The 17797-nt window shown below is 58.2% G+C and carries 20 protein-coding genes and 1 tRNA gene; 11 read left to right on the forward strand and 10 right to left on the reverse strand.

Annotation, left to right across the window (positions count from 1 at the left end):
* Positions 1-310: 310 nt before the first annotated feature.
* The 3 genes from L1P08_RS04485 (at position 311) to L1P08_RS04495 (ending at position 2325) form a co-directional block, all read left to right on the forward strand.
* Positions 311-1252, forward strand: a complete 942-nt coding sequence (locus tag L1P08_RS04485; protein WP_303618805.1) for a YihY/virulence factor BrkB family protein — start codon at positions 311-313, stop codon at positions 1250-1252.
* A gap of 124 nt (positions 1253-1376) precedes the next feature.
* Positions 1377-1892: a pyridoxamine 5'-phosphate oxidase family protein gene (locus L1P08_RS04490; protein WP_303618806.1), complete on the forward strand. Its 516-nt coding sequence runs from the start codon at positions 1377-1379 to the stop codon at positions 1890-1892.
* Between the two features lies 1 nt (position 1893).
* Entirely contained in the window at positions 1894-2325 is a 432-nt protein-coding gene (locus L1P08_RS04495) for an aa3-type cytochrome c oxidase subunit IV (protein ID WP_303618807.1), read from the forward strand.
* A 245-nt stretch (positions 2326-2570) separates the two neighbouring features.
* Here L1P08_RS04495 and L1P08_RS04500 read toward each other — a convergent pair.
* A tRNA-Leu gene (locus tag L1P08_RS04500) sits at positions 2571-2657 on the reverse strand.
* A 100-nt stretch (positions 2658-2757) separates the two neighbouring features.
* Complete coding sequence (locus L1P08_RS04505; RefSeq protein ID WP_303618808.1) at positions 2758-2991, reverse strand: FliM/FliN family flagellar motor switch protein; 234 nt, start codon at positions 2989-2991, stop codon at positions 2758-2760.
* An 81-nt stretch (positions 2992-3072) separates the two neighbouring features.
* Between L1P08_RS04505 and lipB the strand changes: the two genes are divergently transcribed.
* From lipB to folK, 6 genes are all read left to right on the forward strand, one after another.
* Complete coding sequence (lipB, locus tag L1P08_RS04510; protein ID WP_303618809.1) at positions 3073-3819, forward strand: lipoyl(octanoyl) transferase LipB; 747 nt, start codon at positions 3073-3075, stop codon at positions 3817-3819.
* A 56-nt stretch (positions 3820-3875) separates the two neighbouring features.
* Positions 3876-4370 (forward strand): DUF4282 domain-containing protein, encoded by a 495-nt coding sequence (locus L1P08_RS04515; RefSeq protein WP_303618810.1) that lies wholly within the window; start codon positions 3876-3878, stop codon positions 4368-4370.
* Between the two features lie 159 nt (positions 4371-4529).
* Positions 4530-5864 carry a 30S ribosomal protein S12 methylthiotransferase RimO gene (gene rimO / locus L1P08_RS04520; RefSeq protein ID WP_303618811.1) on the forward strand — a complete coding sequence of 445 codons (1335 nt, stop codon included), beginning with the start codon at positions 4530-4532 and terminating at the stop codon, positions 5862-5864.
* Positions 5861-6715: a dihydropteroate synthase gene (folP, locus tag L1P08_RS04525; protein ID WP_303618812.1), complete on the forward strand. Its 855-nt coding sequence runs from the start codon at positions 5861-5863 to the stop codon at positions 6713-6715. Before rimO ends, folP begins: the two co-directional genes overlap by 4 nt.
* The gene (folB, locus tag L1P08_RS04530; RefSeq protein WP_303618813.1) at positions 6715-7092 is read left to right on the forward strand and encodes a dihydroneopterin aldolase; all 378 of its coding nucleotides are present in this window, start codon (positions 6715-6717) and stop codon (positions 7090-7092) included. Before folP ends, folB begins: the two co-directional genes overlap by 1 nt.
* A complete protein-coding gene (gene folK / locus L1P08_RS04535; RefSeq protein ID WP_303618814.1) occupies positions 7092-7535 on the forward strand; it encodes a 2-amino-4-hydroxy-6-hydroxymethyldihydropteridine diphosphokinase in 444 nt (147 codons plus the stop codon). The genes folB and folK overlap by 1 nt, the downstream gene beginning before the upstream one ends.
* Positions 7536-7538: 3 nt before the next feature.
* Here the strand turns inward: folK and L1P08_RS04540 are convergent, their stop codons facing one another.
* From L1P08_RS04540 to crcB, 4 genes are read right to left on the reverse strand one after another with little or no spacing between them, the layout of a single operon-like run.
* The gene (locus tag L1P08_RS04540) at positions 7539-8315 is read right to left on the reverse strand and encodes an ATP12 family chaperone protein (RefSeq protein WP_303618815.1); all 777 of its coding nucleotides are present in this window, start codon (positions 8313-8315) and stop codon (positions 7539-7541) included.
* A 1-nt stretch (position 8316) separates the two neighbouring features.
* A complete protein-coding gene (locus L1P08_RS04545) occupies positions 8317-8979 on the reverse strand; it encodes an HAD-IA family hydrolase (protein WP_303618816.1) in 663 nt (220 codons plus the stop codon).
* A gap of 12 nt (positions 8980-8991) precedes the next feature.
* A complete protein-coding gene (locus tag L1P08_RS04550; RefSeq protein ID WP_303618817.1) occupies positions 8992-9981 on the reverse strand; it encodes an RluA family pseudouridine synthase in 990 nt (329 codons plus the stop codon).
* The gene (gene crcB / locus L1P08_RS04555) at positions 9982-10362 is read right to left on the reverse strand and encodes a fluoride efflux transporter CrcB (RefSeq protein ID WP_303618818.1); all 381 of its coding nucleotides are present in this window, start codon (positions 10360-10362) and stop codon (positions 9982-9984) included.
* Positions 10363-10659: 297 nt separating this feature from the next.
* Between crcB and L1P08_RS04560 the strand changes: the two genes are divergently transcribed.
* Positions 10660-11751, forward strand: a complete 1092-nt coding sequence (locus L1P08_RS04560; protein WP_303618819.1) for a patatin-like phospholipase family protein — start codon at positions 10660-10662, stop codon at positions 11749-11751.
* A gap of 24 nt (positions 11752-11775) precedes the next feature.
* On the opposite strand, the gene L1P08_RS04565 is transcribed toward L1P08_RS04560, so the two are convergent.
* The gene (locus tag L1P08_RS04565) at positions 11776-13107 is read right to left on the reverse strand and encodes a replication-associated recombination protein A (RefSeq protein ID WP_303618820.1); all 1332 of its coding nucleotides are present in this window, start codon (positions 13105-13107) and stop codon (positions 11776-11778) included.
* Between the two features lie 2 nt (positions 13108-13109).
* Positions 13110-14516 (reverse strand): DegQ family serine endoprotease, encoded by a 1407-nt coding sequence (locus L1P08_RS04570; protein ID WP_303618821.1) that lies wholly within the window; start codon positions 14514-14516, stop codon positions 13110-13112.
* A 201-nt stretch (positions 14517-14717) separates the two neighbouring features.
* Between L1P08_RS04570 and L1P08_RS04575 the strand changes: the two genes are divergently transcribed.
* Positions 14718-15869: a type III PLP-dependent enzyme gene (locus L1P08_RS04575; protein WP_303618822.1), complete on the forward strand. Its 1152-nt coding sequence runs from the start codon at positions 14718-14720 to the stop codon at positions 15867-15869.
* A 395-nt stretch (positions 15870-16264) separates the two neighbouring features.
* On the opposite strand, the gene rplQ is transcribed toward L1P08_RS04575, so the two are convergent.
* Positions 16265-16699, reverse strand: coding sequence for a 50S ribosomal protein L17 (gene rplQ, locus L1P08_RS04580; protein WP_303618823.1), 435 nt, complete (start codon positions 16697-16699; stop codon positions 16265-16267).
* A 37-nt stretch (positions 16700-16736) separates the two neighbouring features.
* Positions 16737-17750: a DNA-directed RNA polymerase subunit alpha gene (locus L1P08_RS04585; RefSeq protein WP_303618824.1), complete on the reverse strand. Its 1014-nt coding sequence runs from the start codon at positions 17748-17750 to the stop codon at positions 16737-16739.
* Positions 17751-17797 lie beyond the last annotated feature (47 nt).

Here is a 17797-nt window from a genome sequence, read left to right on the forward strand (position 1 = left end):
GTGTGCAAACCGCGCTGCCGCTTCGCCCGCAGTTAAATCTATAACGCGGCCGGCCAAGCTTGGTTCCGAAGGAAACGTGCATTTTTCGTACACAGAGTGGGGGGACCAATACCCCTAAACTGGCGCTCATCGCCTGGTGCCGGCGCGATCAACCCGTCGAGAATGATCAGGAGCGGATGCATCCGGCCTGCCAGCTTCTGACCCGCATGGAACGGAAAGGGGCTTTCCCCGTTAACTAGGCATGACACGGGATCTTGCAGAAAACGAACGGGACCCAAGCCAACCAAAGCTAACCCCCGAGCCGTCGCATATGAAAGCAGAGGCAGGACGCGATGTTTCCACACCGCGAAAAATGCCGTTGCGTGCCTGGAAACAGGTGCTCAAGCGCACCGTGCTGACCTTTTTCACAGATCGGGTCATGTTGTTTTCGGCGGGCGTGACGCTTTATTTGTTGATCGCTTTGGTGCCGGCCCTAAGCATGATCGTTTCGATTTACGGGCTTTTTTCCGATCCCGTCTCCATTTCTGAGCAAGTTTCCCTATTGCGAGGTATCGTGCCCGAAGGCGGGCTCGACCTCATCCGCTCACAGCTCGTCCGCATCACCAGCAAGAGTGGCGATGCCTTGGGGTGGACGCTCATTCTTGCATCAGGTGTTGCCTTGTGGAGTGCCAGCCTTGGCATCAAGGGCCTGTTTGAGGCGATGAATATCGCCTATGGCGAACGTGAAAAGCGTAACTTCATACATGTGAATGCGCTAGCATTGCTGTTTACACTGGGCGCAGCGGTGATTGCCGCCGCAGCTCTTGCAACCGTCATCCTTCTGCCGGCTGTTCTCGCCATTTTGCCGCAACGCGGCTTTGCCGAGATCGTGCTGTCTGCCGCAAGCTTTTTGATCCTCGCCGGCGTCCTGCTGGTGGGGCTCGCGGCGCTTTATCGCTGGGGACCGAGCCGCAATGACGCGAAATGGCGATGGATAACCCCGGGGGCGATGTTCAGTATTCTCGCCATCATGATCATCTCCATTCCCTTTTCCTGGTATGTGACCAATTTTGGCAATTACAGTGCCACCTATGGGTCTCTCGGCGCCGTGATCGGCTTTCTCACCTGGTTGTGGTTTTCCGTTATCGCGGTAGTCGTCGGTGCAAAGCTAAACGCCGAAATTGAGCACCAGACAGCCAAAGACACCACTATTTCCCCCGACATGCCCATGGGCCAGCGCGGCGCTTATGTCGCCGATACCCTGGGTGACTAACCGGTCCGGCTGCCGAGCGGCGATACAGGCACCATCAGCAGCTTTGCACGCCTGGAGGTCCCTCCCATGGCCGCGGGAACCATTTTACGCCGCTGCCGTTGAATTCCCAGGAATGGAGAATTCAATGACCACACTTGATGATTTCAAAGAAAATCCCCTGAAACAGTTCTGGGACAAGCTCGAAGACATCCGCACGGTGATGCTCGGCAGTCCAGCATCAGACCAGCACATGCAACCCATGACCGCGAACGGCGCCCGCGAAGAAAACGCTGTCTGGTTTTACTCCAAAAAGGACACCGATCTGGCAAAGGCCGCCCAAAGCGGCGGTGAGGTACATATGTGCCTGACCGATCGAGATCATGGCTATTATGCCTGCGTTATGGGGCATCTTGTCCTTGAACATTCAGAGCTGCATATCAAACGCTACTGGAACCCCGTTGCCAGCGCCTGGTATCCCGATGGCAAGGCTGACCCCGACCTCACCATGCTTAAACTTATCCCCCGCACAGCGGCGATTTGGGCCGGCTCCGGCAATCCCGTCAAATTCGGCTGGGAGGTTGCGCGAGCCAATATCAGCGGTTCCGAACCGGATGTTGGACATCATACCACAGTCACTTTCCCGCAATCTGGAGGGCGTTGAGATGGATATTGGGAGCAATTCGGGAATGAGCAGCGCCGAGTATGCGGCGCATGAGCGGACTTATCACGGCTTTGTTCATGTAGCGCGCTGGTTTTGTATTCATCTTACCTTCGTGCTTGTGGGCTTGTATTTTGTAGTTATTCAGGGCGCGGTGACCGGCGGCCTGTTTCTTATCCTGCTCGGTCTGATTGCGTTGGTGTATGGTCTTGTGACAACTCCTGGGCGCCCGCCAGAGAGCGCTTACGCAAGCGCAACCCCGTTGCCCGTGCGTGCAGGTGGGGAGGACGTGATCATCCCTGATCCTGCAAACCCTACAGAACCGGCACCACCGCAAAACGACCCGGCACAGCCTAACCCCTTACCCCAACCCACGCCGCAACCGGAGCCGCCGCTGGTTACACCGCACCAGCGCGCTGGCTGGGACCGTGCCTGAAGGCACGTCAACGTAATGGCCGGAATGGGATCAAGATCGGAAAAGACGGTGTCATCAACCTACATCAATGACAAGCCAGTGGGCTCAGGACCTATGAAGCTTGTCTGATGGACTTTCCGCGATTTTGAGGGACATTTACCGGCCGCTTGGCAGCCTGATCAGCAAAACAAAGACGCGCCCAAGGGCGCGTTTTTCATATATTGAAAAATAATTCGATGAGATATGGATTATTAAAATCCACATGATGGTGCGGTCGAGAAGACTCGAACTTCCACGGGTTTTACCCCACAGCGACCTCAACGCTGCGCGTCTACCAATTCCGCCACGACCGCACTGTCATGGAAAAGCCAAGCCGAATGGCGAAGCGAGCCAGCATGTAGCAAAACAATTCCGGTAGCTCAAGCGATTAAATCGCCTTCATGTCGTTTGTTTTCAGCTGCGCCGAATTATCTTTTCAATGACCTGCACGGTAAGCTGGCCATCTTCCACCCTGATCTCCCCGTGGGCGACCAGTTTGTTGTTGGCGTAGATGCGCATAGGGTCGCGCTCCGTGGTATCGAGTTCGATAACGGCCCCGCGTCCCATGCGCAGCAGATGATGTATCGGCATGGTGGTCGCGCCGAGTTCCACACTGATATCGACTTCAATATCGTCGAGCATGTTCATATATTAAAGAATCCCGGGGTCAGACTCGCCCGCAAACACCAAGCAGGCGCAGGCATCGATAGAAAGCAGCATTCACACCTCATGGTTATTGAAACGTTAACGCCCGGCAAAAATAAGGTGCCCGCAACCTCGGAAAAGCTGTTGCGCGCCGATTCGCGCCCCGTGCACTGGCAGATATCTGAGGGGCTTGTGCCCTATCCGCAGGCGCTTGATACGATGCGGGCGCGGGCGCGGGCGATCGCAGATGGCGAAGCCGAAGAACTGGTCTGGCTGCTCGAACATCCCCCGCTCTATACCGCCGGCACATCTGCCAAGGCGGTCGATCTGCTGACACCCGAAAAATTCCCGGTTTATGACGCTGGTCGTGGGGGCCAGTATACTTACCACGGTCCCGGACAACGCATTGCCTACGTCATGCTGGACCTGCGCCAGCGCGGCCGTGATATTCGCTGCCTCGTTCAAAACCTTGAAGCCTGGGTGATCGACACACTTGCCGCGCATAATATCAAGGGCGAATTGCGCGATGGCCGTATCGGGGTCTGGGTGCAGCGCCCGGAGCGCGGTGCCATGAGCGAGGACAAGATTGCCGCCCTCGGCGTGCGGGTCTCACGCTGGGTCAGCTTTCACGGCATTTCGCTGAACATAGCTCCTGACCTTGGTCATTATGACGGCATCGTGCCGTGTGGCATTCGCGATCAGGGCGTGACCAGTTTTGAGGATTTGGGGCAGCTGACCTCGATGGCGGAGGTCGATATCAGCCTCAAAGCGGCATTTGAGCAACGGTTTGGGCCGGTTTTGCCGGTTCGCGACGATGATGGGGGCTTGTAACTGCGGCCACGGCACCGCAATTTAGCGCTTACGATTCCTTGACCCGGAAGAAGCAAATGACCTTTGATGATTTGAAGAAACTGGCCACCAGCACCCTGTTGTTCAGTCTTGACCGGATTATTGCACCCCGCCTGATCACCATCCTTTATTTGCTCGGGCTAGCGGCAATTGTGCTTTGGACAATCAGCCACCTGTTCGCGACTTTTGCTTTTGGCTTTGGCGCGGGGCTTTGGGGCCTGCTGGAAATTGCTGTGTTCGGCCTGTTGGGTTTCGTTGTTTTACGTATCGTTTGCGAAGCGCTGATCGTTTATTTCAAGGCGAATGAAGGTGTGGCCACGACGGCAAGCCACCCGCGCCCATCCGTTTCGCTGATCGATGAAGTCCGCGATGCGATCGAAGAACTGGCCGATGACGATTATGAAGCCGAGCCAGCGCCCGCTCCGGCCAAGCCCCGGGCAGCCGCGAAACCAGCAGCAGCGAAAACGCCGGCAACCAAAACACCGGCGCGCCCACGACGCACCGCAAAACGTACGCCGCCGACAAAATCGTGAGATCACCCTGAGCGGCATAAGCCGTTCGAGCGCAGGTAGCGGCCCCCTGACAAGTCAAGAGGAACGCGATTTAGCCATCATGATGATGTATGGCAATCGTTGACCTTTTCGTGCTTTCCGCTATGACAGCGGCTTCCAATCGAATTAGCAGGCAAAACCATGGCTCAAGTGCCAACAATTGGCCTCGTCAGCCTCGGCTGTCCCAAGGCTCTTGTGGATAGTGAACGGATCCTCACCACGTTACGCGCGCAAGGCTATGCCTTTTCGCCCAATTACGATGGTGCTGATGTTGTTATCGTCAATACGTGCGGCTTTCTCGATAGCGCCAAGGCGGAAAGCCTTGAAGCTATCGGCGAGGCGTTGAACGAGAATGGACGCGTTATCGTCACCGGTTGTCTCGGCACGGAAGACGAACTCATTCGCGCGACGCATCCAAGCGTATTGGCCGTGAGCGGCCCGCATCAGTATGAAGCCGTGGTTGATGCCGTGCATCAGGCCGTGCCGCCGGTCGCCAATCCGTTTACGGATCTGGTGCCCCCGCAAGGCTTGAAACTGACGCCGCGTCACTACGCCTATCTCAAGATTTCAGAAGGCTGCAATAACCGTTGCTCGTTCTGCATCATCCCGTCGATCCGGGGAGATCTGGTTTCGCGGCCGGTGGCAAGCGTGCTTTATGAAGCCGAACGGCTTGTGAAAGCGGGCACCAAGGAAATCATGGTAATTTCGCAGGATACCAGCGCCTTTGGCGTTGATATCAAATATGCGACGTCCAAGTTTCATGGCCGTGATATCGAAGCGCGGTTTTTAACGCTGGCTGAAGAACTGGGTGAGCTGGGTGCGTGGATTCGCATGCACTACGTTTATCCTTATCCGCATGTGGACAAGGTTATTCCGTTGATGGCGGATGGCAAGATCCTCCCCTATCTCGATATTCCCTTCCAGCACGCCTCCCCGACCGTTTTGAAGGCGATGCGGCGGCCGGCCAATCAGGAAAAAACCGCTGACCGGATCAAGGCCTGGCGGCAGGTTTGCCCGGACCTCGCCGTGCGTTCGACCTTTATTGTCGGCTTTCCCGGCGAGACTGAGGAAGATTTCCAGATGCTGCTCGACTGGGTGGAAGAAACCCAGATCGACCGCGCAGGCTGCTTTGAATATGAGCCTGTTGCTGGCGCGAAGGCGAATGAGATCGAGGGCGCTGTGCCCGACGAGGTCAAGCGCGAGCGCTATGAGCGGCTAATGGAAGTGGCGCAGGATGTCAGCACAGAGCGGCTTGCAAGCCGTGTGGGGCGGACAATTGACGCGCTGGTGGATGATGTCGACCCGGAGAACAATCGCGCCACCGCCCGCTCCCAGTGGGACGCACCGGATATTGACGGCACCGTGATCATCGATGATGCCGAAGGTATCAAGCCGGGCGACATGGTTTCGGTCACAATCACGGACTCCGACGAATACGATCTTTATGCGGAGCCTGCGGGAAATTCTGTACAATGAGCCCGCACAAACGCTTCACAGTGAAGCGTCGGGACGGTGTTATTGCGCTCGGCCCCAAAGCCCTGATCATGGGCATATTGAACGTGACGCCGGACAGTTTTTCTGACGGCGGTACGCATACCACGCTCGCTGATACGGTCGCTCATGCGCGCCAGATGGTGACGCAAGGGGCTGATATCATTGATGTTGGGGGTGAAAGCACCCGGCCCGGAGCTGATGCTGTGGCCGTGCAAGCTGAGCTGGATCGGGTTGTGCCCGCGCTTGAGGCGCTGGCAGACGCCGAACTCGATGCGCTGGTTTCGATTGATACTTATAAGGCGCTTGTCGCCGATCAGGCGCTGCAATCAGGCGCGCAAATCGTCAATGATGTTTATGGGTTACAGCGTGATCCCGAGATTGCGGATGTGGCGGCGCTGCATGGGGCGCCAGTGATTATCATGCATTGGGACACCAAGCGGGATACCGGCAAGGACCTGATTGCCGAGATGCGCCGGTATTTTGAGGTTAGTCTTGAAATCGCGGCGAAGGCTGGCATTGAGGACGAGCGGATTATGCTTGATCCGGGGTTCGGGTTTGGCAAATCCTTTGCCGAGAACTACGCATTGCTGCGCCGGCTTAGTGAATTGAATACAATGGGTTATCCGCTACTGGCAGGAACATCGCGCAAGTCGATGATCGGCAAGCTGCTGGACGTTGAACCCGGTGCGCGGGTGGCCGGGACAGTGGCGAGCAATGTCTTGGCGTATCAGGCCGGAGCGCATGTGTTTCGGGTGCATGACGTTGCGGCGCATTCTGATGCGCTGCGGGTGGCTGAAGCCACTTTTTATGGCCCGCCGAAGGAGATCGTTTAATGCCGGCAAAGACCTCTGACCGTATCCTTCTCACAGACCTTGCCTTTTACGGCTATCATGGTGTGATGCTTGAGGAAAACAAGCTCGGACAACGCTTCCGGATCGACCTTGAATGCGGAATTGACCTTGTTGCAGCGGGGAAAAGTGACGCGGTGGAGGACACGGTTTCTTATGCAGATATCTATGATCTGGTGAAGGGGGCGACGGAGGATACGCGGTACAAGCTGATCGAGGCTTTGGGGCAGCATATTGTCGACCGGATGTTTGAAAGCTTTGCGCCGATTGAATGGATCAAGGTGCGCATTCGCAAGCCAGAGGCCCCGATTCCGGCGGTTTCCGGCGAGTTTGCGATTGAAATTTATCGCGAGCGGCCCTGATGGGGTTAGCATGGCTGGCGCTTGGGGCGAATATTGGGGACCCGGCAAAACAGCTGGAAGAGGCGATCCGTCGACTGGAATTGTTACCCTATACAAGGCTTACAAAACGCTCTTTGGTCAGGGTTACTAAGCCCTGGGGAAAGACCGACCAGAACGATTTCCACAATATGGCGGTTGAGATCGAAACCAGCCTGACCCCGCGTGCGCTGATGGTGGCGTGTCTGGCGATCGAGAATGACATGGGCCGCAAGCGGATCGAGGTCTGGGGACCGCGCGTTATCGATATCGACATGATCGCCTATGACCGGGTGGAGATGGCAAGCGACACGCTGACCCTGCCCCACCCGTTTGCGCATGCGCGCGACTTTGTGCTCGACCCGCTGGCAGAGATTGCGCCCGAGGTTGTGGTGTGGATCAAACAGGTTGCGGCCAAGGACGCCTAAGCCCTATCCCTCGATATGGGCGAGCACCTTGAGCGCGGCGTCGTATTCGCTGCGGCGTTTGGTGCGGCGGGCCTGCGCCTCGCCATCTTCGCCCCAGAGCCGGATATTGTAATCCTCGTCCACGTGAGCGGCGGTCCAGGCGTCATCTGCAGTGCACAGCTTGTGCCGCAGGGAAATGGCCAGCAGGCCGGAACCGGTGAGACCGGTTATCGAAACCAGCGAAGTCAGGGCCAGCAACGGCGCATCGTTGATCGCCTCGGCCAGGCGGGTCAGGGTATCCTCGGGCTGGGCCTGATGGATAATGCCGATGGTGGGCTGGAAGCGGACGTTGAAGTGACGGGCCAGCGTGACAAGGACGGCATCCCAGACAGCTTCCTGTTCGGCAACCAGCTCTTGCGGGCTTTCGGCGCGGTAGAGCAACAGGTCATTGCTGGCGTATTTGAGCACTTCTTCGCGCAGGGCCGGGACGACTTTTTCGCCCCCTTCGACACCTGAATTGACCAGCCGGGTCAGCGGCATGGTGTCGGCGCGGATCACATCCTTTTGCACGGCCCATTCGGCGGCCATCTCATGGGCCAGCGCTTCGGACGGCACGGTGACGGGAACGCGGCCGGGCGTTTTGACCAGACGGCCATCCAGCGCGATGGCGAAACCGCCCTCAGCGGGGACCGCTTCAGCCTTTTCATAGAGGCGTTTGGGCAGATTGGGGTTTCCCGGGGCCTGGGCGCGGCCAAGGCCGTCATCCTGATGCTTGTGGGCATCCTGGAGAAATTCACGCATTTTAAGTTCCCAACAGAGTGTCTATGGCACCGGGCAAATCGTTGTAATCGTCGATGATGATGTCTGCGCCGGCTTTTAACAGATCGGCGGGCAGATGATAGCCCCAGCTGACCCCGATAGCGCGCACACCAGCGGCGCGTGCCATCTCCATATCATGATTAGTGTCGCCGATCATCACAGTGCCGGCGCGATCGCTGCCGGCCGTTTTCATCGCGGCAAAGATCATATCGGGATGCGGCTTTGACGGGTTGTGGTCGGGCGTTTGTACCGAGGTGAAATAAGTGTCGATGGCATGGGCTTGCAATATGCGGTTGGCACCCCGCAATGCCTTGCCGGTGGCGACAGCCATGAGCATGTCATCGCGCGCCGCCAGTGTGGCGAGCGCCGCTTCAGTGCCCGGAAACAGTGGCTCGCGCATTTCGGCGGTGGCCCGCGCCAGATATTCGCGGCGATATTCTGCCGCAAGTGCTGCCAGACGCTCTGCATCGGCCCCCGGCGCCAGAATGGAAATAGCCCTTTCCAGATTGAGCCCGGAAATTGAACGCATCAACGCTTCTTCCGGCACGGCCTGTCCCAGCGCGGTGAACGACACGGTGATGGTCTCGACCAGCAGCGCCACTGAATCGACCAGCGTGCCATCGACGTCAAATACAGCCAGCTTCAAAGCGTCGGCTCCCTAGTCTTCCGGGTCGTGGTCCTGGGCATCGTAGCGGTTGGCATCGAAGCCAAGCGCATTGAAACTGCGCACCATATGCGGGGGCAGCGGCGCAGTGATATCGAGGCGCTTGCCATTGCGCAAAGGCAGGGCCAGCCGCCGGGCATGCAGGTGCAGGCCCTCGCCCAGCACTTCCGGGCGTTCCCAGTTCCAGTTATCGAGGGTGAAATAGCGCGGATCATCGAGAATGGGCGTGCCCATTTCCTGCATATGCACGCGCAACTGGTGGGTGCGGCCCGTTACCGGTTTGAGCGTGACCCAGGCGAAATCGCGCCCGGCCGTGTCGGTGACCGAATAATGACTGACGGAATGCTGCGCGCCATTATCGCCGTTATTGACCACAACCATCTGCTCGCCATCCTTGGTGGACTGGCGGGCAACGAAACAGGAAATACGCCCCTGGGGCGGGTTGGGCACACCGACGGTGAGCGCCCAGTAAATCTTGCGGGCCGAGCGGGTGCGAAACACCTGACCGAAATGGCTGGCGACGGCGCGCGTCTTGGCGACCAGCAGACAGCCGGAGGTATCACGATCGAGCCGATGCACAAGGCGGGGCGCTTCGCCCTTCTTGTTGATCAGGCTTTGCAGCATGCCATCCATATGCCGTTTGGTGCCGGAACCGCCCTGCACGGCGAGACCATGCGGCTTGTTGAAGACGTAGATATCGTCATCCTCATAGATGATGAGGTTGCGCAGAAACTCTACATCCTTGGCATTGATGCGTGGGGTTGCCGGTTTTGCTTCGTCATCGACGGGGGGAATGCGCACAACCTGCCCTGCCGCCAGGCGGGTGTTTGCCTTGACGCGAGCCTTGTCGACGCGCACCTGACCGGTGCGCAGCAGTTTTTGCAGCCGCCCGAAAGGCAGTTGCGGAAAATGAAGCGCGAACCAGCGATCCAGCCGCATGCCGTCTTCGTCGTCACTGACATCCTGTTGTTGTACGGCGGCCATTTATGCCACCGCGCGTGTCAGGAGAAGACCGCCGTAAAGGGCGAATATGGACATGATAACCGATCCTAATATGTAACTGATCGCCAGACCCAGTTGCCCTCTTTCCAGAAGGGTAATGCTATCGAGCGAAAACGCAGAGAATGTCGTGAAGCCGCCGAGAAGGCCGACGGCGATGAACAGCCGGGCCTGAGGCTGCCACTCGGGTGTATAGCGGGCCAACAGCCCGACAAGAACCCCCATGGCCAGTGAACCGACGATATTGGCGGTAATGGTGGCTAGCGGAAAAGCTGTATGCCAGTGCCGCCCGACCACCAGACCAAGCCCGTATCGCGCCATGGCACCAAGCGCACCACCTGCACCAACCAGCAAAAAAGCGTGCATAAAAACCTCTAAATCCGGCCCAATACAGGTATTTCCTGTGTAGAAGGCTCATGATTTTATCATCAAAAACGCACTAAAACCGCCAGATTCTCACAGTGCAAGGCACCATATAACCCATTCCGGGGCCAAAAAAACCTGCTCTTAACATTATGGCGGATATTGTTGCAGGATCATTTTATTGAAAAAGCGCCGAATCGGCTGATGAAAAAGCATAGTCTCTACATCACACGGCTTATACTCGCCGCGACTGTATTCAGCATTGTAGCTGGTTGTGCAACAACCGGCATGCGATCCCCGGTGCCAGTTGACCTTGCGGACGTTGCGCATGTGCATCAGGAAGGCACCAGCCCTGCCCCCATCCGCTATTGGGCCGATGACCCCGACCCCAAGCAGCGCAACCCGGCGCTTGACCAGCGTATCCGAAAACATTTGCTGGCGGGTGCCCGCAAAGAGAGGGTGGATGCACTCAGCCTTTCGGGTGGCGGCTATAACGGGGCATTTGGTGTTGGCTATCTGGTTGGCTGGAGCGCCCGTGGCGACCGCCCCAAGTTTGATTTTGTTGCCGGCATCAGTGTTGGCGCGCTGATTGCGCCATTTGCCTTTCTCGGTTCTGATTATGACAAGCAACTGGTTGAAGCCTTCGACCATCTGGCGACCACACGGAAACGCGGCGCAGGCATTATCGGGGTGTTGTTTGGTGCCGGTGGCATTGAGAGCAGTGAACCGATTGCCGACGCGATTGAATCGATCATCAACGAGACCACCCTGCCCCTGTTTGCCGCCGAGCACAAAAAGGGTCGCCGCCTGCTGATTGGCACCACCAATCTGGACGCGGAAAAGCCGGTGGTTTGGGATATCGGGGCCATTGCCAGTTCGCAAATCCCGCATCGTGTGACGCTGATCCGCAAGATCCTGCTGGCATCGGCTGCGGTGCCGGGCATTTATCCGCCGGTTTTGATCAATGTGGAAGCCAATGGCGAACAATATGACGAGTTGCATGTGGATGGCAGTGTCACCCAGCAAATCCTGCTGATACCCGAGCATATCCGGGTGCCCGATGTGCGCACGGCCAGTGGCGGCACGCCAAAACGGAACCTTTATGTGATCTACAACGGTAATATCTCGCCGAGCTATGAGCCGGTGAAGACCGATGCCTTCACTGTGCTGCGCCACAGTGTGCCGACCTTTATCAAGTATCTGGGGCGTGGCGACATCAACCGGATGCGGGTGGTGGCCCAGAACAACAACGCCGCCTACCGGCTGGCCGCCGTGCCCGCCAGCTTCCGGACCAAGGACGAGTTTCCCCCCGACGAGGATTATCTGGCCTCGCTGGTGGATCTTGGGTTCAAGCTGGGCAAGGAAGGCTATTGGAAGCGGCAAGGCCCCTGAGGGCCGCCGCGCTTGTGAAATGGCCTAGCCTTCGCCGGCCTCGCGATTGCGGGTGCGGATGCGTTCGAAATAATCCAGGCGTTTCTTGATTTCACGTTCATGCCCCCGTTCGACCGGCGCGTAAAAGCGCTGGCGGCCGATCTTTTCGGGGAAATATTCCTGCCCGGAAAAGCCCTCTGGCGTGTCGTGATCGTAAATATAGCCCTCATTATAGCCTTCAGCGGCCATAAGCTTGGTTGGAGCGTTGAGAATGGCCATTGGCGGCATGGGTGAGCCAGAGGTCTTTGCCAGCGCCATGGCGGCCTTATAGGCGGTGTAAACCGCATTGGACTTGGGCGCGGAGGCCAGATAGACCACGGCCTGGGCCAAAGCCAGCTCGCCTTCAGGTGAACCGAGCATGTGATAGGCATCGCGCGCTGCCACCGTTTGCGGCAAAGCCTGCGGGTCGGCCATGCCGATATCTTCGACCGCCATGCGTATGAGACGCCGGGCAAGGAACATGGGGTCCTCTCCTGCATCGAGCATGCGGGCGAAATAATAAAGCGCCGCATCGGGATCGGAGCCACGAATGGTTTTGTGCAGGGCCGAGATGAGATTGTAGTGCCCATCCTGCGCCTTGTCGTAAATCGGCGCGCGGCGCTGAACCAGCGATTGCAGGGCTGCTGCATCCAGCACTTCCCCTGCCGGGGTGGCGGCATAAACCTCCTCGACCAGACCAAGAATGGCCCGTCCGTCGCCATCGGCCAGGGTGATCAGGCTTTCGCGCGCGCCCTCATCAAGCGGCAGCGGATTTTCAAGCAGGGCTTCGGCGCGGGCGAGAAGCTGTTGCAAATCATCCTTGTTCAGCGATTCAAAGCGGAGCACCTGCGCGCGGCTGAGCAAAGCGGCGTTGAGCTCAAAGGATGGATTTTCCGTGGTGGCGCCGACGAGGATGACGGTGCCGTTTTCCATCACCGGCAGAAAGCTATCCTGCTGGGCGCGGTTGAAGCGGTGGATTTCGTCGACGAACAGCAAGGTCTGCGTGCCGCCCGTGCGTTCCATACGGGCGCGCTCGAAAACCTTTTTGAGATCGGCAACGCCGGAGAAGATCGCCGAGATCTGCTCGAAACGATAGCCGGTTTCCGCCGCCAGCAGACGGGCGACGGTGGTTTTGCCGGTGCCGGGCGGCCCCCAGAGAATGAGGGAACCGAGCCGCCCGGTGGCAATCATGCGGCGCAGCGACCCCTGCGGCCCCAACAGCTGAGACTGGCCAATGACCTCATCGAGCGCGGCCGGGCGCAATCTGTCGGCCAGCGGCCGGCTGGCCTCATCCACTGGTGGGGCGGTTTCGGGATCGGGTGCAAACAAATCGGCCATGACTATCCACTGACGAAGGAGCGAATAACCTGATTACCGCGTTGGAGCACAATCTGCCAGCCGCGTTGGCGCGATGAAGCAAGCTTGCCGAACCTATCCAGATCTTTCATCTCCTCGCCATTGAGCGACAGGATGACATCCCCTTTACGCAAGCCCATGGCATCGGCAGGTGAATTTGGCGCGACATCGGTGATGACAATGCCTTCTGCCTCAAACGACATGCCGTATTCCTGCGCCAGATTGGGGGTGAGCTGCTGGGCGATGACACCGGCAAAGCGGGTGTTGCCGGAAATCTGCACCTGCTGGCCCGGCGCGCCATCGGCATAGGCCTTGAGAGCCACAGCAACCGTTTGCGGCTGGCCCTGACGGATGAAGGTGACCTCGGCGGTGCCGCCAACCTGTTTGGTGGCAAGGCGGAAATTGAAGGCACGGGAATCGGCCACCTCAAGCCCGTCAATCGCGATGATCACATCGCCGGATTTAAGGCCTGCCGCTTCGGCGGGGCTTTCTTTGGCCACTTCGGCAATCAGGGCACCATGGGGGGCTTCCAGCCCGAGGCTGTCGGCGATATCGGTGTTGATATCTTGCAGGGCAACGCCGAACCAGGGGCGAATGATCTCGCCGCCATTGAGCCCGGCATTGGCGACCACCTTGGCCATGTTGGCGGGAATGGCAAAACCGATGCCGAGCGAGCCGCCGGACCGGGTGAAGATGGCGGAATTGACGCCAACCAGCCGCCCCTGCATATCGACGAGCGCGCCGCCGGAATTGCCGGGATTGATGGCTGCGTCTGTCTGGATGAAGAAGCCATAATCGCTGGTTTCAACGCCTGTGCGGGCGAGCGCGGAGACAATGCCGGAGGTAACCGTCTGGCCGACGCCGAACGGGTTGCCGATGGCGAGCACCAGATCCCCCACTTCCAGCCGGTCTGAATCCCCAAAGCTGAGGGCCGGGAACTGACGGTCCGGATCGCGGATCTTGAGGACGGCCAGATCGGTTTTTTCGTCATCGAGCACCAGATCGACATTATATTCGCGGCCATCGGTGAGCGCGATGCGGATATCGGTGGCGCCGCTCACCACATGGCTGTTGGTGAGAATGACCCCGGAACTGTCAACGATGACGCCGGAGCCCAGCGACTGCGATTCGCGCGGGCGGGATTGAAACGGGTTGTTGCGGCCAAAGAAGCGGTTGAAAAACGGATCATTGGCGAAGGGGGAAATGTTTTGCCGTGTGAGAGTTGTCGCGTAGACATTGACCACGGCGGGGGCCACTTCCCGCACAATGGGGGCGTAGCTGAGCTGCAGCTCACCCTGGGACTGCGGCAGACGCCGCTCCTGCGCGGTGGCCTGCAACGGGCTGATGAGCGCCAGCGCGACGAACACAGATGGTAGCCATTTCGGCAACATGACCTGATCCTCCTGTTATGGAAAAAAGGATGGGCAAGACCCACGTGAAAATGCAAGGCTAAGTATCAGACAACGCGTCAAATCGGGCAGTTATGAGATGACACAAAATTTCCGTCTCTTCATGCGATGAAAATGATTGCAGCAGGCGGCGTAACTCTATATTGCGCGCACATTTCACTCCGTTCCTGAAGAGGGCAGACAATGGCCACACCCCCGTACCGACGCTATGCCGATACCGCCGCCTTGATCGCCGACATGGCGCCCGACCACCCGGCCTTTCTGTTCTCTGAACAGGTGCTGCGCGAGGCGGCGCGGACGTTTGAGAAGGGGTTTGACGGGCTGGTGACCTATGCTGTCAAAGCCAATCCGTCCGATCATATCATTGAGATTCTGGCGGATGAAGGCCTCAAGGCGTTCGACGTGGCTTCGGTGAATGAAATGGCGCTGGTGCGCCGCTTCGCCCCTGAGGCGGGGATGCATTACAATAACCCGATCAAATCCAAGCGCGAGATTGCCGCCGCCTGGCATGATTTCGGGATCAAATCCTATGCGATCGACAATCTGGCCCAGCTGGAACAGATCGCCACGATCATTCCGCCAACAACGGATGTGGAGATTACCATCCGCTTCAAGGCCGGCAAGGCGCGCAAATCCTATGATTTCGGCACCAAATTCGGCGTGTCGGAAACAGGCGCGATTGACCTGGCACAAAAGGTGCAGGCCATGGGCTATTCGGCCAGCCTCTGCTTTCATGTGGGTTCGCAATGCGAGGACGTGAATGCCTATGAGCGGCATATCGCGGCGGCGGGGCGGATTGCCACGAAAGCGGGGATTGTGTTGAAGCGGCTGAATATTGGCGGCGGCTTTCCGGCCAGCTATCCCTCGAGCAGTGCCCCTCCCCTCAAGAAATATTTCGACCTGATCCGTAAGGCCGTGAAAAAAACTTTTGGTGACAATCCGCCGGAAATGATCGTTGAGCCTGGCCGCGCCATGGTGACGCCGTGCACGTCGCTGCTGTTGCGGGTCAAGCATCAACGCGCCGGGCTGTCGGTCTATCTCAATGACGGGGCCTATGGGGCGCTGATGGAAGTCAAATTCATGCCCATCCTGCCCTCTGTGCGGGTGTGGCGCGGCGCGGAATTGCTGGAGGGGCCGACGGCACCCTTCACGATTTTCGGGCCGACCTGCGATTCCTATGATGTGCTGCCGCAAATTTTTGAGCTGCCGGCCGATATTGCCGAGGATGACTGGATCGAATTCGGGCTGATGGGCGCCTATACCCAGGCATCGGTGACCGCGTTCAATGGCTTTTCGGAACGGTTGCAGTTTTTCGTCGACGACATTTTGCTCTAGGCGACTGGGCCTGCTGGCATTGCTTGCACGTGCGGTGTGAAACCCTCGTGGTTCGACAGGCTCACCATGAGGGTTTTTTGGGGGCCACGGTGTCATTCCCGCGCAGGCGGGAATCCAGCAGCGGGCAGTCTTGCCCGCAAGCGACTTCTTCCGCACCGCCGACGCGGTGCACTGGATCCCCGCCTGCGCGGGGATGACGAAGGGACTAGAGCCGCACAGCAAATACCAGCAAAAAGCCCGGCAGGTTTGCCGGGCTTTTTTGTGTGAGCCGTTCTGGATTGCCGCACGCCCTTGGCGCTCGCAATGACGGGGCGGCGTTTGGGTTAAACCCAAGACACAAAAAAACGGCCGCATCGGAATGCGGCCGTTTTTTAATTCTTCCCGAGGGAGGAGACTTATGCCATTTCGGCTTCGGTCTCTTCTTCGCGGGCCCGTTCTGCAGTCGGGCCTGAATCCTGGCCCTTTGCGGACACGTCGCGATCAACAAACTCGATCACTGCGATCGGGGCGTTGTCGCCGTGGCGGAAGCCGGCTTTCATGATGCGGATATAGCCGCCCATGCGATCCTTGTAGCGCGGACCGAGGATATCAAAAAGCTTGCGGACCATAGCTTCGTCACGCACCTGGGCAATTGCCTGCCGACGGGCATGCAGATCACCGCGCTTGGCGAGGGTCACGAGCTTCTCCACGATCGGCCGCAATTCCTTGGCCTTCGGGAGTGTGGTCACGATCTGCTCATGCTTAATCAGCGAGGCAGACATATTGGCGAACATCGCCTTACGATGGCTGGATGTCCGGTTCAGTTTCCGGTGTGCTTTTCCGTGGCGCATCTGTTTCTCCTGTCAAACTCTCCCAAATGTCACGAGATCAATAATGATCTTCGTAACGCTTGGCGAGGTCGTCAATGTTTTCGGGTGGCCAGTTAGCAACATCCATACCGAGATGCAGCCCCATCTGGGCCAGTACTTCCTTGATTTCGTTCAGCGACTTGCGGCCGAAGTTCGGCGTACGCAGCATCTCGGCTTCGCTCTTTTGAATGAGGTCGCCGATGTAAACGATATTGTCGTTCTTGAGGCAGTTTGCCGAACGCACGCTGAGTTCGAGTTCGTCCACTTTCTTCAAAAGCGCGGGGTTGAATGCCAGTTCGGGCACTGTATCCTGCGTCTTTTCCTTGGTGGGTTCCTCGAAGTTCACGAATACCGTGAGCTGGTCCTGAAGGATGCGCGCTGCATAGGCAACGGCGTCTTCAGGCGGAATTGCGCCATTGGTTTCAACCTGAAGCGTCAGCTTGTCATAGTCGAGCACCTGGCCCTCGCGGGTGGCATCGACCTTGTAGGAAACGCGACGTACCGGCGAGAACAATGCATCAACCGGAATATAACCGATCGGGGCATCTTCAGGACGGTTGCGGTCTGCTGCAACATAGCCCTTGCCAGTGTTGACGGTGAACTCGATGTTGATCTCTGCGCCGTCATCAAGGTGACACAGCACCAGTTCAGGGTTCAGAACTTCAATATCGCCCGATGTCTTGATGTCACCAGCGGTGACGGCACCCGGGCCCTGCTTGGAAAGAGTCAGGCGCTTGGGGCCTTCGTCGTTCATGCGCAGAGCAATTTCCTTGACGTTGAGCACGAGGTCCGTAATGTCCTCGCGCACGCCGGCGACTGACGAAAATTCGTGCAGTACGCCGTCGATTTGGATTGCCGTCACTGCAGCACCCTGCAATGACGAGAGCAGAACGCGCCGCAGCGCATTCCCCAGAGTCAGGCCGTAACCGCGCTCAAGTGGCTCGGCGGTAACCGAAGCCACGTGCGCATTGTTGCCCGAAACAATGTCCAGCTTGGTCGGCTTGATCAATTCCTGCCAGTTTTTCTGGATCATCTTGTCAACATCCTTTCAAATTCGCGGTTCTTATGCGAACCACCTTG

The sequence above is a fragment of the Mariluticola halotolerans genome, assembly GCF_021611515.1.
GTDB classification, from domain to species: Bacteria; Pseudomonadota; Alphaproteobacteria; order Rhizobiales; family Devosiaceae; genus Mariluticola; species Mariluticola halotolerans.

Coding starts and splice junctions, on each gene's coding strand:
- L1P08_RS04485 (WP_303618805.1), top strand. CDS start 311: ATGAAAGCAGAGGCAGGACGCGATGTTTCCACACCGCGAAAAATGCCG.
- L1P08_RS04490 (WP_303618806.1), top strand. CDS start 1,377: ATGACCACACTTGATGATTTCAAAGAAAATCCCCTGAAACAGTTCTGG.
- L1P08_RS04495 (WP_303618807.1), top strand. CDS start 1,894: ATGGATATTGGGAGCAATTCGGGAATGAGCAGCGCCGAGTATGCGGCG.
- L1P08_RS04505 (WP_303618808.1), bottom strand. CDS start 2,991: ATGAACATGCTCGACGATATTGAAGTCGATATCAGTGTGGAACTCGGC.
- lipB (WP_303618809.1), top strand. CDS start 3,073: ATGGTTATTGAAACGTTAACGCCCGGCAAAAATAAGGTGCCCGCAACC.
- L1P08_RS04515 (WP_303618810.1), top strand. CDS start 3,876: ATGACCTTTGATGATTTGAAGAAACTGGCCACCAGCACCCTGTTGTTC.
- rimO (WP_303618811.1), top strand. CDS start 4,530: ATGGCTCAAGTGCCAACAATTGGCCTCGTCAGCCTCGGCTGTCCCAAG.
- folP (WP_303618812.1), top strand. CDS start 5,861: ATGAGCCCGCACAAACGCTTCACAGTGAAGCGTCGGGACGGTGTTATT.
- folB (WP_303618813.1), top strand. CDS start 6,715: ATGCCGGCAAAGACCTCTGACCGTATCCTTCTCACAGACCTTGCCTTT.
- folK (WP_303618814.1), top strand. CDS start 7,092: ATGGGGTTAGCATGGCTGGCGCTTGGGGCGAATATTGGGGACCCGGCA.
- L1P08_RS04540 (WP_303618815.1), bottom strand. CDS start 8,315: ATGCGTGAATTTCTCCAGGATGCCCACAAGCATCAGGATGACGGCCTT.
- L1P08_RS04550 (WP_303618817.1), bottom strand. CDS start 9,981: ATGGCCGCCGTACAACAACAGGATGTCAGTGACGACGAAGACGGCATG.
- crcB (WP_303618818.1), bottom strand. CDS start 10,362: ATGCACGCTTTTTTGCTGGTTGGTGCAGGTGGTGCGCTTGGTGCCATG.
- L1P08_RS04565 (WP_303618820.1), bottom strand. CDS start 13,107: ATGGCCGATTTGTTTGCACCCGATCCCGAAACCGCCCCACCAGTGGAT.
- L1P08_RS04570 (WP_303618821.1), bottom strand. CDS start 14,516: ATGTTGCCGAAATGGCTACCATCTGTGTTCGTCGCGCTGGCGCTCATC.
- L1P08_RS04575 (WP_303618822.1), top strand. CDS start 14,718: ATGGCCACACCCCCGTACCGACGCTATGCCGATACCGCCGCCTTGATC.
- rplQ (WP_303618823.1), bottom strand. CDS start 16,699: ATGCGCCACGGAAAAGCACACCGGAAACTGAACCGGACATCCAGCCAT.
- L1P08_RS04585 (WP_303618824.1), bottom strand. CDS start 17,750: ATGATCCAGAAAAACTGGCAGGAATTGATCAAGCCGACCAAGCTGGAC.